Source organism: Nocardia albiluteola (assembly GCF_018860155.1).
GTDB lineage: Bacteria > Actinomycetota > Actinomycetes > Mycobacteriales > Mycobacteriaceae > Nocardia > Nocardia albiluteola.
The window spans coordinates 505,962-520,612 of sequence record NZ_JAHKNI010000005.1 but is presented as its reverse complement, the minus strand read 5'-3'; the positions used below and the strand labels follow the sequence as shown (position 1 = coordinate 520,612).

The window sequence follows — 14,651 nt, the reverse complement described above, 5'->3', positions numbered from 1 at the left end:
TTGCTGCGAAGGCTGCGCCCGGACGGCGCATGATCATAGGAATGAGCATTCGCACGATGGTCTTGAAATCGGTACAAGGCGTTCGGGCATGGCTGGAGGCCCCGGTCGCCGAGGCGAAGATGGCCGGCCGCACCCGGCTCGACGCGCTGCGCGGCGCGGCCGCGCGCGTCACCACCCCCTTGCTCCCGGACGACTATCTGCACCTGGTCAATCCCCTGTGGTCCGCGCGCGAGCTGCGCGGGCGGATCGTGGATGTGCGCTCGGAGACCGCCGATTCGGTCACGCTGGTAATCAAGCCGGGCTGGGGTTTCGACTTCCGGTTCACCCCGGGGCAGTACATCGGCATCGGGGTCCTGATCGAGGGCCGCTGGCACTGGCGCTCATACTCGCTGACCAGCCCGCCGGACTGGACCGATCCGGACAATCGCGCCAAGCGGCTCATTTCCATCGCCGTCAAGGCGATGCCGGAGGGTTTCCTGTCCAGCCACCTTGTCAACGGCGTGCCCGCGGGCACGATCGTGCGCCTGGCCGCGCCGCAGGGCGGTTTCGTGCTGCCCGAGCCGACGCCGGCCAAGGTGCTGTTCCTCACCGCGGGCAGCGGCATCACGCCGGTGATGGCGATGCTGCGGACGATGGATCGCCGCGGCGCGGTGACCGACGTGGTGCACGTGCACTCCGCGCGCACCGAGGCGGACGTGATGTTCGGCGAGGAGCTGCGCGCCCTGCACGACCGCCACCCCAGCTTCACCTCGCACGTGAACCTGACCGGTGAGCGGGGCAAGTTCTCGCTGGCGAGCCTGGACGAGCTGTACCCCGACTGGCGCGAGCGCCAGACCTGGGCGTGCGGCCCGCTGGACATGCTCAACGACATCGAAACCCATTGGGCCGCAGTGGGTTCCAATGAGAATCTGCACATCGAGCGGTTCGAGGTGGAGCGTTCGGCGGTCGGCGAGGGCGGCACCGTCACCTTCGCGCGCACCGGCCGCAGCGTGCGGGTCGACGGCGCCACCACGCTGATGCAGGCCGGCGAGGACGCGGGCGTGCAGATGCCGTTCGGCTGCCGGATGGGCATCTGCCAGACCTGCGTGGTCGCCCTCACCGACGGGCACGCCCGCGATCTGCGCAACGGCACCGAGCACCAGGCCGGGGAAAAGATCCAGACGTGCATTTCGGCGGCTGCCGGTGACTGCACGCTCGACGTGTGAGACACGTCAAGACGTGGTCGGCACGTAAGCGACCGGACACCGGAACCGGCTACTCTCGATTAACAGCACCATTCCTAGGGGCGAAGCAAAGGCAGCCGTAACCACTGTGGCAATCACCGACATCAAGGCGTTCTCCCACCTCACCGCGGCCGATATCGAAACGCTCGGACACGAGCTCGATACCATCCGGCGCACGGTCGAGCTGTCGCTGGGCGAGAACGACGCGAAGTACATCCGGCGGTCCATCCGAGCTCAGCGCATTCTGGAGACCGCGGGCCGCGCCACCCTGTTCGCCGGTAAGCGGCGCACCGCGTGGCTGGCCGGAACGGCCATGCTGGCAGTTGCCAAGATCATCGAGAACATGGAGCTCGGGCACAACATCAGCCACGGGCAGTGGGACTGGATGAACGACCCGGAGATCCACTCCACCACCTGGGAGTGGGATATGACGGGCACCTCCGGGCAGTGGAAGCGAGCCCACAACTACTCCCACCACACCTACACCAACATGCTGGGCAAGGATGAGGATCTGGGCTTCGGCATCCTGCGGATGACCCGGGACGAGCAGTGGCGGCCGGTGCATCTGATTCAGCCCCTGGCCAATCTCGTCCTCGCGGCGACCTTCGAATGGGGCATCGCCCTGCACGATCTGGCGGCGGAGAAGGCGCAGCTGGACGTGGACCCCACGCAGCTGCTGTCGGAGCCGAACAAGGCATTCTTCCGCAAGGCCGGGCGGCAGGTTGTCAAGGATTTCGTGATCTATCCGGCACTCACCGGGCCGGCATGGAAGCAGACGCTGAAGGCCAATGCCACGGCGAATCTGGTCCGCAACCTGTGGGCCTACGCGGTGATCTTCTGCGGCCATTTCCCGGACGGCGCGGAGAAATTCACCGAGGAACAGTTCGAGACCGAGACCCGCGGCGAGTGGTATCTGCGGCAAATGCTGGGCAGCGCCAATTTCACGGCGGGTCCGGTCATGGCCTTCATGAGCGGCAATCTCTGCTATCAGATCGAGCACCACCTGTTCCCGGACATTCCGAGCAGCCGGTACCCGGAGATCTCGGAGCAGGTGCGCGAACTGTGCGACAAATACGATCTGCCCTACACCACCGGATCGCTGGGCAAGCAGTATCTGCTGGCCTTCCGGACCATCCACAAGCTGGCCCTGCCCGACCGGTTCCTGCGCCGCACCTCCGACGACGCGCCCGAGACCTCCTCCGAGCGCATGTTCGCGGGCCTGTCGCTGCCCGCGCTGCCGAGCACCGAGCACTGGGCGGAGACGCATTGGCCCGGCATCGATCCGCACACCGGCGAGCGGCGCGGCCTGCGCTCGGCCCTGGCCGAGGCCAAGGTGGCATTGCGGGAGAAGGCGCGGCACGAGAAGCTGGCCCTGCAGGAGAAGGCGCGCACCGAGCAACAGGCTCTCATCGAGGCCACCCAGGCCCTTCAGGACCGGGCGCGCGAGGAGCAGCAGCTGTTGCGCCGCCGCGCGCTGCGGGAACGGGCGCTGTGGCGGATACGGCGGCGGCGGCGGTCGCGCCGGGTCGACTAAGCACATGTTGTCTACGATCACAATGCGGCGTACGCCACAGTTGTGAACCGATCCCGAGATAACCTACGGAGCCGTAACCTACGGTAGTGTAACCGGCATGGCGATCTCGGATGTCAAGGAATACGCGCACCTCACCCCGGAGGACGTAGAGGCGATCGGTGCCGAGCTGGATTCGATCCGGCGTGAAATCGAAGCCTCCCGCGGTCAGCGCGATGCCCGGTACATCCGCAATGTGATCCGTCTGCAGCGCGCGCTGGAGATCAGCGGCCGCGCGGTGTTGTTCGCGAGCTTTCTGCCGCCCGCGTGGCTGGCCGGCGTCGCGCTGCTGAGCACGGCCAAGATCATCGAGAACATGGAGATCGGCCACAACGTCATGCACGGCCAGTGGGACTGGATGAACGATCCGGAAATCCACTCCTCGGCCTGGGAATGGGACAACGTCGGCCCCTCCGCGCACTGGAAGATCACCCACAATTTCCTGCACCACAAGTACACCAACGTGCTGGGCATGGACGACGACATCGGCTACGGCCTGCTGCGCGTCACCCGCGACCAGCGCTGGTCGCCGTTCTATCTCGGCCAGCCGGTCTACAACCTGCTGCTGCAGATGTTCTTCGAATACGGCGTCGCGATCCAGCACCTCGAGCTCGGCAAGGTCGCCAAGAAGAAGTGGGCGCCCGACAGCCCCGAGCGGATGCAGTTCGAGGAAGACCGCCGCATGGTCCTGAAGAAGGTCGGCAAGCAGGTCGCCAAGGACTACGTGATCTTCCCGCTGCTGACCGGACCGTCGTTCCTGACCACGCTGACCGCCAATCTAACGGCCAACATCATCCGCAATATCTGGACCAATGCGGTGATCTTCTGCGGCCACTTCCCCGACGGCGCCGAGAAATTCACCAAGGCCGATATCGACGGCGAAACCCAGGGCCAGTGGTATCTGCGCCAGATGCTCGGCAGCGCAAACATTTCCGGCGGCCCGCTGCTGCACTTCATGACCGGCAATCTGTCGCACCAGATCGAGCACCACCTGTTCCCCGATCTGCCCAGCAACCGCCTGGCCTCCATCGCCGTGCGGGTGCGCGAACTGTGCGACAAGTACGACCTGCCCTACACCACCGGTTCGCTGCCGGTGCAGTACGGCAAGTCGTGGCGCACCATCATCAAGCTGTCGCTGCCCAACAAGTATCTGCGCCGCAGCACCGACGACGCCCCGGAGACCAAGTCCGAGCGCGTCTTCGGCGGCACCGCCGAGATCGATCCCAGCACCGGCCGCCGCCGCGGCCTGCGCACCGCCCTGAAGCAGGGCCGCCGCCGCATCGCCGAAGCGCGGCGCGCGGTGCCGGTCGGCTAAGGGGCGCAACGGTATTCGGGCATGTCTCGGGCGCCCGAGCCCACTCCGCTCGATCGCGGCCACGAACGTGCCTGCGGGACGGGGCGGGTCGCCGCAATGCCCGTGCACCCCGTTCCCGATCGGGACGGGGTGCGCCTCACATGTCACGGTACGAGCGAAATTCGAGGGTTCCTCGACAGTGGAAAGCAACCCTCTGGTTGACTGGTGATGTTTTGCGGTTACCAGTGCGATTGGCTGAAGGTACACATGTTGACAGAGCACCCCATGGATGAAGAGCACAACATCTACGAGGTGATTCGGCGGCGGCGTGATGTGCGAGCCGAATTCACCGGGGAACTCGTCGATGACGCCACGCTGATGCGGCTGCTGGACGCCGCGCACCGCGCACCCAGCGTGGGCAATTCCCAGCCGTGGGATTTCGTCATCGTGCGCGATCCGGACACGCTGAGCCGGTTCGCCACGCATGTCGCGGACAAGCGCAAGGAATTCCACGCGTCGCTGCCGCCCGAGCGGGCCCGCACCTTCGATCCGATCAAGATCGAGGGCATCACCGAGAGCGGCACCGGCATCGTTGTGACCCACGACGACAGCCGCGGCGGACCGCAGATCCTGGGCCGCGCGACGGTCCCGGAGACGGGCCTGTACTCCACGATTCTGGCCATCCAGAACCTGTGGCTGGCCGCGACCGCCGAGGGCATCGGCGTCGGCTGGGTGAGCTTCTACGACTCCCCCGTGCTGACCGAGCTCATGCAGCTGCCGGCGGGCATCCGCCCCGTCGCGTGGCTGTGCGTCGGCCCCGTGCGCGAGTTCCAGAAGGTTCCCGACCTGGAGCGGTTCGGCTGGCGCGACCGCAGGCCGTTGTCCGAGGCCGTCCACTGGGAACGGTACTAGGGCTCGGCTCCCCCGCCTTCCCGAGACTGCTCCCCGCCTCCCCGGGACTGCTCCCCCGCCTCCCCGGGACTTCAGCGTGCCGTTGCATGCCGCGAGACTTGCTCGTCGGGCCCGCGGAAGGCGGCGCGCTCTCGGTGGGCCCGTGCCCGGCAAGTTACCCATGTACGCACGAAATCAGTTGTTGCGCGGCCCTTTACCACAAAACGCGGCCGGGATCCCGGTAGGGATCCCGGCCGCATTCGAGTTCTACTACGCCAGCCGGATCAGGCCGTAGTCGAAGGCGTGACGACGATAGACCACCGACGGTCGGTCGGTCTCACGGTCGTGGAAGAGGAAGAAATCGTGGCCGACGAGCTCCATCTGGTAGAGCGCGTCGTCGACGGACATCGGGGCGGCGGGGTGCACCTTGGTCCGCACGATGTGCCCGGGACCGGCGTAGTCGGCCGATTCCAGGTCCTGCGACGTGTGTTCGTGCGGTAGGGCGCCGTTCCCCATCATCAGTGTGTCGTCGACGAGGTCGGCCGTGGCCTCGGCCACCGAGACCGGCGTCTTCTCGCCGTAGTGCACGCGCCGGCGGTCCTTGCTGCGGCGCAGCCTGCTCTCCAGCTTTTCCGTTGCCGACTCGAGGGCAGCATAGAAGCTGTCGGCACAGGCTTCCGAACGCACGATCGGCCCCTTGCCGCGGGCGGTGATCTCCACCCGCTGGCAACTCTTGCGTTGGCGGCGGTTGCGTTCGTGGAAGAGTTCGACATCGAACAGATAGATCAGCGGATCGAAGCGTTCCAGTCGAGATAACTTGTCCGCCACATGAATTCGGAAGTGATCGGGAACCTCGACGTTTCGTCCCTTGACTACGATGTCCGCAACAGGTGTCTTGGGCTGGTCTGCCGCAGGTTGCTCGGCTGCATCGAACTCGACGGCATCGAGGGTGCCGTAGCGGGCCGTGGAATCTGCTTCTTTCACTGAAGGTCGTGAAGTCGTCACGCGTACCTCCCGGATCTGGCCACGCACTCGAGTCATGCGCGGCGGGTAACAGTCCGTGCCGAGGTGAGGCTCAACTCCGGAAACCTCGGCACGAAGTCGCTCGAGGCGCCACCTCCAACCTCTGGGGATAGGTGTCAGATCGCTCTGATGGCCACGCTATTACGCCAGCGACTCGTCCGCCAGTATTCACGCAAATTTCGCTGAGTCACGCGGCGCAAGTCACCATGACAGCACGAATGTCTACTCCCGCACCGGCCAGCGCACGGACCGACTCGCTGGCGGTGGCACCCGTGGTCAGCACGTCGTCCACCAGAACTACCTCGATATTTGGTACAGAGAGCGCACCGGGCAGGCCACCGGGCGGTGTCGTTATCCGCCCATGCAGATTGGCTCGGCGCTGCGCTGGACCCAGCCCCACCGAATCGCGAACTGCGCCTTGCATTCGCAATGCGGAGACAGCACGGCAATCGATCAGCCAACTCGCCGCGATGCGGGCGACCCGGGCGACCGGATCGCCGCCGCGGCCGCGGGCGGCGGCGCGGCGGCTCGGCGCGGGCACCAGCACCAGCGCCCGCTCGGGATCGCGCAATGCGTCCAGCCCCCTGGCCAGCGCCCGGCCGAGCGGCACGGCCAGATCGCGGCGATTACGCTCCTTGACCGCCACCACCGCCCGCCGCCCGGCGCCGCGATACCCACCCAGCGCCCAGCACGGCACCCCCGGATCCGTGCGCGGAGACACCCGCACCGGCGGCCCGGCCAGACTCCGCGCGCAGTCGGCGCACCACACGACCCCCAGCACCCCGCAACCCCCGCACTCCCGCGGCAGGATCAAATCCAGCAGCATGCGCCGAGTATGCCCGCGGCCACCGACAGGTTCGGCACGGACCGTCCGAATCCGTTTCGGCAGAATCGTTTACGACCGGACTAGCCCGGCAGCACCGGCACCGCGTTGGCGCCGAGGCTCTGCACCTCACGCCAGAACTCGTCCGCCGCCGGAACCGCGGACTTGAGCTGCATCACCGCGCGTGCGTCGGCAACGTATTCCGCATCGGGTCCGGCGCCCACCACGCGCACCGGCGGAGTCAGGTTCTGACTGGCCACCGCCTTCAGATCCGTCCCGTCGAGGAAGACGGACTCGACCGGATCCACATTGCCCTCCCGCGCGAGGATCAGCATGTCGGCGGTGGCCCAGTCGATCGATACCGCGGTGGTGCTCAGGTCGACGGCGACCGGTAGCGGCGACTCCAGCGAATAACGCCCGTCCGGATGCGGCACCACCACCGCCATGTACACCTTGCCGCCGGCGATGATCGCCGCCCGGGCGCCGTCGTGCGAGATCCGCAGATCGGTGATGGGCAGGCGCGGGACCGGATCGGTGCTGTTGGGCTGCCCCACGGTGAGCGTGGAGGTGTCGACGTCCTGAACCGACACGTTGCCGGTCGCATGGTCGTGCACGGCCCGGATCACCCGGTTGCCATCGATCACCGTCCACACCGAGCCGCCGTCGGAGGTCCACGACGGCCGGGTGAACGTGTTGCCCTGCGCGACCGAGAACGTCGCGGTGCCGTCGTAGCTGCCGATGACCAGCGTGCGCGCGGGGGCCGGGGCGGGCCGTCCGCTGTCGGCGACCGCGGCCACCACCTGACCGTCCTCCGAGATGCCCGCCGACTGCAGGTTGCGCGCGGTGCCGAAATAGCCTGGCGCCGGGACGATCTCGCCCTTGTCCGGATCGACGGCGACCAGCGAGCCGTCGCGTAGCGCGTGCAGGCCGATCCCGGCGTGCCGGTCGGTCATCGGATTGAGCGCGGCGGCATCGCCCACCGAATAGCCGTTGGCGGCGAAGCGCTCGTCGAGCGGTTTGCCGTCGGCCAGCAGGTCGTACGGGCCGAGGATGTCCGCGCCGGCCAGCGTCAGCACCACCTGCGCGGCGAGCAGTTCCTTGTTGTGCGGCTCCAGCCCCGAGGCGCCGGCGAAGTCGATCATCACCCCGCCCAGCCCGACGCCGACATTGTCGGTCTCGCCGTTGGCCTTGGTGATTCCGCCACGCAGCGTCACCGGCGGGGCGAGCAGATTCCGGACCGCGGGCGCCAGCGCGTGCTGCGATCCCTCGGCCAGCAGCGACAGCAGCCGCTGGGTCAGCTGCTCCTTGGGCGTGGAAATCCAGCGCAGATCGGGGACCATACTGGTGCCCGAGCTGTTGGCGAAGTACAGCGAATACCGCCGGTAGGACTTGTAGAAGGCCGAGCTGTCCACCACGACCCCGGGGGGCAACTGGTCGATCCGCCACTCGCCGCCGGTCTTGGTCATCTGGATGACCGCCTCGTACGTGCTGTCCTGCGCCCGGAACGATCCATCGGCGCCGAGCTCGCCGAGCTTGCGGCCGCGAATCTCGTACGTCGCGGTGGTGGGCGTCCGGGAGGTGCGCAGCGTGTCGGGTGCGTCGACGATCGCGGTGCTGGCGGTGTCGTCCCAGCTCAGCGCCGCGGCCGGAGACAGGAACAGCCGTGCGGCCTGGTGCCGGTCGGTCGGGTCGGCGGTGGCCGAGAGGAAGTTCCGTACCAGCACGTCCGGATCGATACCGGGCGCGGGCTGGGCGGGGGCGGTGCTGGTGGGTTCGTGGTTGATGGTGCCCAGCGCCTGGGGCGCCGAGGAATCCGGCAGGTTCGCGCAGCCACCGAGCGGCAGCACCGCAAACACGATCGCCCCCAACGCCATCCACAGGCGCGGGACGCGGCGCGGGCTGCGTCCCCGGCGACGCACGCTCGGGCAACGCGTCATAGCGTTCCTTCTCCGGAGTCCGTCAGCAGCGGCTTTCCCGCTGCGGTGGTGCCATTGCGGGCCGCGGGCGCGGCGCCGTCCTGCGGCTCGGAATCCGGCCGGTGATCGATGTCGGGCCCGCTGTCGGTGGCCGCGGGCTCGGCGATGACGGGCGGCGGCTCGATGGTGCGAGCCGCGGGATCGACGATGACCCCGTCCGGCTCGAGCACGACCGATTCCGGCTGTGTCACAACGGCATCGGCCGCGATGTCCAGCTCGCTCGTGTCGTCGGCATCCGAGGGCGCCGCGAGCAGGGCGGGCACCTCGGCCTGCGCGGCCCGCCGCTTCGGCGGCTCCAGCGGCAGCGGGCTGACGCCCATCTTGCGGGCGCGCACCAGCGGCAGCGTCAGCCGGAAGCTGGCGCCCACGCCCAGCTCGCCCCACGCCTCGAGCTTGCCGTCGTGCAGGTTCGCATCCTCGACGCTGATCGACAGCCCGAGCCCGGTGCCGCCGGAGCGGCGCATCCGGGACGGGTCCGAGCGCCAGAACCGGTTGAAGACCAGCTTCTCCTCGCCGGGGCGCAACCCGACGCCCTGATCGCGCACCACGATCGCCACCGCGTTGGCGGCCACATCGCCGCGCATCCGGATCAGCACCGGCAGGCCCTCGCTGTGATCGATGGCGTTGGCCAGCAGATTCCGCAGCACCCGCTCGACTCGCCGCGGATCCACCTCGGCGACCAGCGGCTCCTCCGGCAGGTCCACCACCACCTCGACGTCGGACTCCTTGGCCAGGTGCCGCACCGTGGAGATGGCCGCCCGCGCGCACATCCGCACGTCCAGCGATTCCACCTGCAGCTCGGCCACACCGGCGTCGTGCCGGCTGATCTCGAGCAGGTCGTTGAGCAGTCCCTCGAACCGGTCCAGCTCGGTGACCAGCAGCTCGGCGCTGCGCGCCAGCGCCGGATCGAGATCGTCGCTGGAGCCGTGGATGAGGTCCGCGGCCATGCGCACGGTCGTCAAAGGGGTACGCAGCTCGTGGCTCACATCGGAGGTGAAGCGCCGCTGCAGATTGCCGAACTCCGCGAGCTCGGTGATCTGATTCGACAGGCTCTCGGCCATCGCGTTGAACGATATGGCCAGCCTGGCCATATCGTCCTCGCCCCGGACGAGCATCCGCTCCTTCAGGCGCCCGTCGGCGAACCGGCCGGCGATCCGCGCGGCCGAACGAATCGGCAGCACCACCTGCCTGGTCACCAGCGCGGTGATCGCGGCCAGCAGGACCAGCAGCACGGCGCCGCCGATGAACATGGTGCCGCGCATCAGCGCGAGGCTGCGCTGCTCGTTGGTCATCGGGAAGATCAGATAGACCTCGAGGGTGGGCACCTCGACGCTCGGGCTGCCGATGATGAGCACCGACCCGTGGTAGCCGTCGGGATCGGACACCGTCGCGAACTGGTAGCTGACCTGGTTCTGCTGGACGAAGCGGCGCAGCTCGGCGGGCACCTCCTCAACCGGCCCGGCGGAGATCGGCTGCATGTTCTCCCCGACCATCTCCAGCGCCGAGTCGAAATTGCCGGCGGCGCCGGCGCTCTGGGCACCACTGCCGGCGCCGGTCGACAGCGCATCGCGCGCGGCCTGCAGCCGGGTGATCTGGGTGCTCGAATCGTGCACCCCGACCAGCTGATTCTCCACGGTCGTGCGGGCGCGGCTCATCTCGTCGGTCGCGGCGGCGATCTTGGCCTCGAGCAGCCGATCGGTGATCTGACTGGTCAACACCACGCCGAGGATGGTGATCACGATCAACGACAGGGTGAGCGTGGACACGACGACGCGCAACTGCAGCGAACGCCGCCAGATGTGGCCCAGCGACTCTCCGACCGATCTGAACCAGGCCACCGTCGCCGCCAGTAGCCGCTGAGCGCGGCCTCTGGAGGCCTCTATCACGGTCCCGCCTCGCTGGCGCTCGGCGGAACCGCGACCGGGATCGCAGCGCCAATCGGTTCGGTCGCAAGCTCCCTCACACCCGCCCCGCTAGCGCCCGGCAGAACCGCGACCGGGATCGCAGCGCCAATCGGTTCGGTCGCAAGCTCCCTCACACCCGCCCCGCTAGCGCCCGGCAGAACCGCGACCGGGATCGCAGCGCCAATCAGTTCGGTCGCAAGCTCCCTCACGGTGGTCCGGCCTTGTATCCCACGCCGCGGACGGTCAGCACGATCTCAGGGTTCTCGGGATCCTTCTCGACCTTCGCGCGCAACCGCTGCACGTGCACATTGACCAGGCGGGTATCGGCGGCGTGCCGATAGCCCCACACCTGCTCCAGCAGCACCTCGCGGGTGAACACCTGGCGCGGCTTGCGGGCCAGCGCCACCAGCAGGTCGAACTCGAGCGGGGTCAGCGAGATCTGCTGACCGCCCCGGGTGACCTTGTGCGCCGGCACATCGATGACGATGTCGGCGATGGACAGCAGCTCCGCGGGCTCCTCCTCGGTGCGGCGCAGGCGTGCGCGCACCCGGGCGACGAGCTCCTTCGGCTTGAACGGCTTGACGATGTAATCGTCGGCGCCGGACTCCAAACCCAGCACGACGTCGACCGTGTCGGTCTTGGCCGTGAGCATCACGATCGGCACGCCGGAATCGGCTCGCAGCACGCGGCATACATCGATGCCGTTCATGCCCGGCAGCATCAGATCCAGCAAAACCAGGTCCGGGCGCAATTCCCGGACGGCAGTGAGCGCCTGCGTGCCGTCGCCGACGGTGTGAGGATCGAAACCCTCGCCGCGCAAGACGATCGTGAGCATCTCCGCGAGCGCCATATCATCGTCGACGACCAGAATCTTCGGCTTCATAACTACTATGTTGTCATCTCTCCGGCTCGGAACGGGCAACCACGCCAACACTGGTACGTTTCCGACGCACATCCAACCCTATCGGGCAATCAATTTCGACAGGCGCGCGGTCAAAGTTGCCGGATCGTCATGCCGTGCATGCAGCCACCATGGACCACGCCAGTGTGCTTCGGCCATCACACGATAGACCTCGGCCGTGCGCTCTTGCAGTTCTCGATCGCGCTCGTAGGCGTCCAGCGCTCTGTTCGAATCGCTTTCGCCGCGGCGGCGCGCCCGCTCGGCGGCGAGTTCGGTGGGCACCGCGAGCAGCACGTGTAGCTCCGGCACCGGTAGTTCGAATCGCCCGAACTCCAATTCGGCTACCCAGGCGGCCATTTCACCGTCGGCGGACTGGTCGGTCCGCGCGGCGTTGTAGGCGACATTCGAGGCGACGTAGCGATCGAGCAGCACAATGTCGTTGTCCGCCAGCAGCTTCGACAGCTCGTCGCGGGCATCGGCGCGATCGAGCGCGAACAGCAACGCCATTGCGTTGACCGAGGCGGCCAGATCTCCGTGCCGCCCGCGCAGCGCCTCCGCGGCCAGATCCGCATGCACCGACCGCCCGTACCGCGGGAAGGCCAGCGTGCCCACCCGCAGGCCGCACGCGGTCAGCCCCGCGGCGACCGCCTCGATGAGCGTGCGTTTACCGGCCCCGTCCAGGCCCTCCACCGCAACCAACGCTCCCATGAACAGCAGGCTACCGCCCGCCCCCGACAGAAATTTCCCACCCCGGCGGAATGCCTCAGCGCGTCAACTCGTCGAGCCGATTCCAGTCGAGCTCGAACACGATCGGCCCATCGACCGTGGTGCCCATGTCATCGCGGTCATGCTTCTGATGTGGACGATAGAGGCTCAGCACATGGTCGAGCACATAGGTTTCGATCGAGGTGACCCGGTTATCGGACACCCACACGATCCAGTACCAGGGAATGCCCGCCTTCGCATACTCGGCAAGCTTGTCGGTGGTGTCGACTCGTTCCGTGCCCGGGGAGACAACCTCGATCACCAGCTTGATCAGCGACGCGGGCAGTGGTCGCAACTCATCGGGGGCGCAGGTGAACAGCGCCACGTCCGGCCGCCGAATGGTCGCTCTCGGCAGTTCCCACAGCAGCACGTCGAAGTCGGTGTCGACGTCCAGACAGCCGTCGTTGTAGCGGTCCATGTGCGCCTCGGCAGCCGACTCCACAAGGTCCGCTATCCGCCTCGCGGCCTTCTGGTGGGTACGCCGCGGCAACTCCGCACGGACCGCTTCTCCGTTGACCACCTCCACCAACCGGCAGAACTCTTCCGGCAGTTGCCGCCAAATCTCGAGGGTGATCGGTTCCGGCTGCAGGTTCTCTTCCCGCGCCCAATCGAGCAGTACGGACAAGATGCGCTCCTCCGATAGCCGGACTACGAGTCGATCCGGAAAGGCCGCCGGGACTCCGAGCGGCGTCCCTTCGCCCCGCCGGAGAATCCGGCGGGGCGCAGGAGGTCAGTAGCGGTAGTGCTCGGGCTTGTACGGGCCCTCCACGTCCACGCCGATGTACTCGGCCTGGTCCTTGGTGAGCTTGGTGAGGGTGCCGCCGAGGGCCTCGACGTGGATGCGGGCGACCTTCTCGTCCAGGTACTTGGGCAGGCGGTAGACCTCGTTGTCGTATTCCTGCGGCTTGGTCCACAGCTCGATCTGGGCGATGACCTGGTTGGAGAAGCTATTGGACATCACGAACGAGGGGTGGCCGGTGGCGTTGCCCAGGTTCAGCAGGCGGCCCTCGGACAGCACCAGGATCGACTTGCCCGACTCGGTGAATGTCCACAGGTCGACCTGCGGCTTGATGTTCAGCCGGCTCGCGCCCGAGCGCTCCAGGGCGGCCATGTCGATCTCGTTGTCGAAGTGGCCGATGTTGCCCAGGATGGCCTGGTCCTTCATGGCCTTCATGTGCTCGAGGCCGATGATGTCCTTGTTGCCGGTGGCGGTGACCACGATGTCGGCCTCGCCGATGGCCTTCTCGACGGTGACGACGTCGTAGCCGTCCATCAGCGCCTGCAGCGCGTTGATCGGGTCGATCTCGGTGACCTGCACCCGCGCGCCCTGGCCCGCGAGCGACTCCGCACAGCCCTTGCCGACGTCGCCGTAGCCGCAGATCAGCACCTTCTTGCCGCCGATCAGCACGTCGGTGCCGCGGTTGATGCCGTCGATCAGCGAGTGCCGGGTGCCGTACTTGTTGTCGAACTTGGACTTGGTGACCGAGTCGTTGACGTTGATCGCCGGGAACACCAGCTCGCCCGCGGCGGCGAACTGGTACAGCCGCAGCACGCCGGTGGTGGTCTCCTCGGTGACGCCGCGCACCGAATCGGCGATCGCCCCCCACTTGGACTTGTCGGTCCCGAGCCGCTCGCGCAGCAGGTTCAGGAACACGGTGTACTCGGCGGAGTGGTCCTCGTCCTGCGGCGGCACCACGCCGGCCTTCTCGAACTGCGCGCCGCGCAGCACGAGCATGGTCGCGTCGCCGCCGTCGTCGAGGATCATGTTCGCGGGCTCGCCGGGCCAGGTGAGCATCTGCTCCGCGGCCCACCAGTACTCCTCGAGGCTCTCGCCCTTCCACGCGAACACCGGCACGCCCTTGGGCTCCTCGACGGTGCCGTGCGGCCCGACGACGACCGCGGCGGCGGCGTGGTCCTGGGTTGAGAAAATGTTGCACGAGGCCCACCGGACCTGCGCGCCCAGCGAGACCAGCGTCTCGATCAGCACCGCGGTCTGCACGGTCATGTGCAGCGACCCGGAGATGCGCGCACCCTTCAAGGGCTGCACTTCCGCGTACTCCCGGCGCAACGCCATCAGGCCGGGCATCTCGTGCTCGGCCAGTCGAATCTCCTTGCGGCCGAACTCGGCCTGCGACAGGTCCGCCACCTTGTAATCGATCCCGTTGCGGTGGTCGGCCGTCATCATGCTGCTCACTGCGGTCGTCATCAGCCTCTCCTGGTCGGCGTGTACGCAGAAGAGACTAGTACCAATCGTGCGTACACGGTACGCAAGGTGGTGCGG

General features: G+C 67.5%; 12 protein-coding genes. 4 read left to right on the top strand and 8 right to left on the bottom strand.

Annotated elements, in window-relative coordinates; all coding sequences use genetic code 11:
• Window positions 1-56: 56 nt before the first annotated feature.
• From KO481_RS18235 to bluB, 4 genes are all read left to right on the top strand, one after another.
• Window positions 57-1,205, top strand: coding sequence for a ferredoxin reductase (locus tag KO481_RS18235; protein WP_215918458.1), 1,149 nt, complete (start codon window positions 57-59; stop codon window positions 1,203-1,205).
• A 106-nt stretch (window positions 1,206-1,311) separates the two neighbouring features.
• Complete coding sequence (locus tag KO481_RS18230; RefSeq protein ID WP_215918338.1) at window positions 1,312-2,757, top strand: fatty acid desaturase family protein; 1,446 nt, start codon at window positions 1,312-1,314, stop codon at window positions 2,755-2,757.
• A gap of 97 nt (window positions 2,758-2,854) precedes the next feature.
• Window positions 2,855-4,108: a fatty acid desaturase family protein gene (locus KO481_RS18225; RefSeq protein WP_215918337.1), complete on the top strand. Its 1,254-nt coding sequence runs from the start codon at window positions 2,855-2,857 to the stop codon at window positions 4,106-4,108.
• A gap of 264 nt (window positions 4,109-4,372) precedes the next feature.
• Window positions 4,373-4,999 (top strand): 5,6-dimethylbenzimidazole synthase, encoded by a 627-nt coding sequence (gene bluB, locus KO481_RS18220; protein WP_215918336.1) that lies wholly within the window; start codon window positions 4,373-4,375, stop codon window positions 4,997-4,999.
• 249 nt (window positions 5,000-5,248) lie between these two features.
• On the opposite strand, the gene hpf is transcribed toward bluB, so the two are convergent.
• The 8 genes from hpf to ahcY all read right to left on the bottom strand — a co-directional run bounded on the left by hpf (window position 5,249) and on the right by ahcY (window position 14,576).
• Entirely contained in the window at window positions 5,249-6,019 is a 771-nt protein-coding gene (gene hpf, locus KO481_RS18215; RefSeq protein WP_215918335.1) for a ribosome hibernation-promoting factor, HPF/YfiA family, read from the bottom strand.
• Window positions 6,020-6,188: 169 nt separating this feature from the next.
• A complete protein-coding gene (locus KO481_RS18210; RefSeq protein WP_215918334.1) occupies window positions 6,189-6,827 on the bottom strand; it encodes a ComF family protein in 639 nt (212 codons plus the stop codon).
• 80 nt (window positions 6,828-6,907) lie between these two features.
• Complete coding sequence (gene lpqB, locus KO481_RS18205) at window positions 6,908-8,761, bottom strand: MtrAB system accessory lipoprotein LpqB (protein WP_372452067.1); 1,854 nt, start codon at window positions 8,759-8,761, stop codon at window positions 6,908-6,910.
• Window positions 8,758-10,638 (bottom strand): MtrAB system histidine kinase MtrB, encoded by a 1,881-nt coding sequence (gene mtrB, locus KO481_RS18200; RefSeq protein WP_308166663.1) that lies wholly within the window; start codon window positions 10,636-10,638, stop codon window positions 8,758-8,760. The genes lpqB and mtrB overlap by 4 nt, the downstream gene beginning before the upstream one ends.
• 271 nt (window positions 10,639-10,909) lie before the next feature.
• Window positions 10,910-11,587: an MtrAB system response regulator MtrA gene (mtrA, locus tag KO481_RS18195; protein WP_245401060.1), complete on the bottom strand. Its 678-nt coding sequence runs from the start codon at window positions 11,585-11,587 to the stop codon at window positions 10,910-10,912.
• Window positions 11,588-11,665: 78 nt separating this feature from the next.
• A complete protein-coding gene (locus KO481_RS18190) occupies window positions 11,666-12,313 on the bottom strand; it encodes a dTMP kinase (RefSeq protein ID WP_215918332.1) in 648 nt (215 codons plus the stop codon).
• Window positions 12,314-12,368: 55 nt separating this feature from the next.
• Window positions 12,369-12,995 (bottom strand): Uma2 family endonuclease, encoded by a 627-nt coding sequence (locus KO481_RS18185; protein WP_215918331.1) that lies wholly within the window; start codon window positions 12,993-12,995, stop codon window positions 12,369-12,371.
• A gap of 105 nt (window positions 12,996-13,100) precedes the next feature.
• On the bottom strand, window positions 13,101-14,576 hold the full coding sequence (gene ahcY / locus KO481_RS18180) for an adenosylhomocysteinase (protein ID WP_215918330.1): 1,476 nt from the start codon (window positions 14,574-14,576) through the stop codon (window positions 13,101-13,103).
• Between the last annotated feature and the right edge of the window lie 75 nt (window positions 14,577-14,651).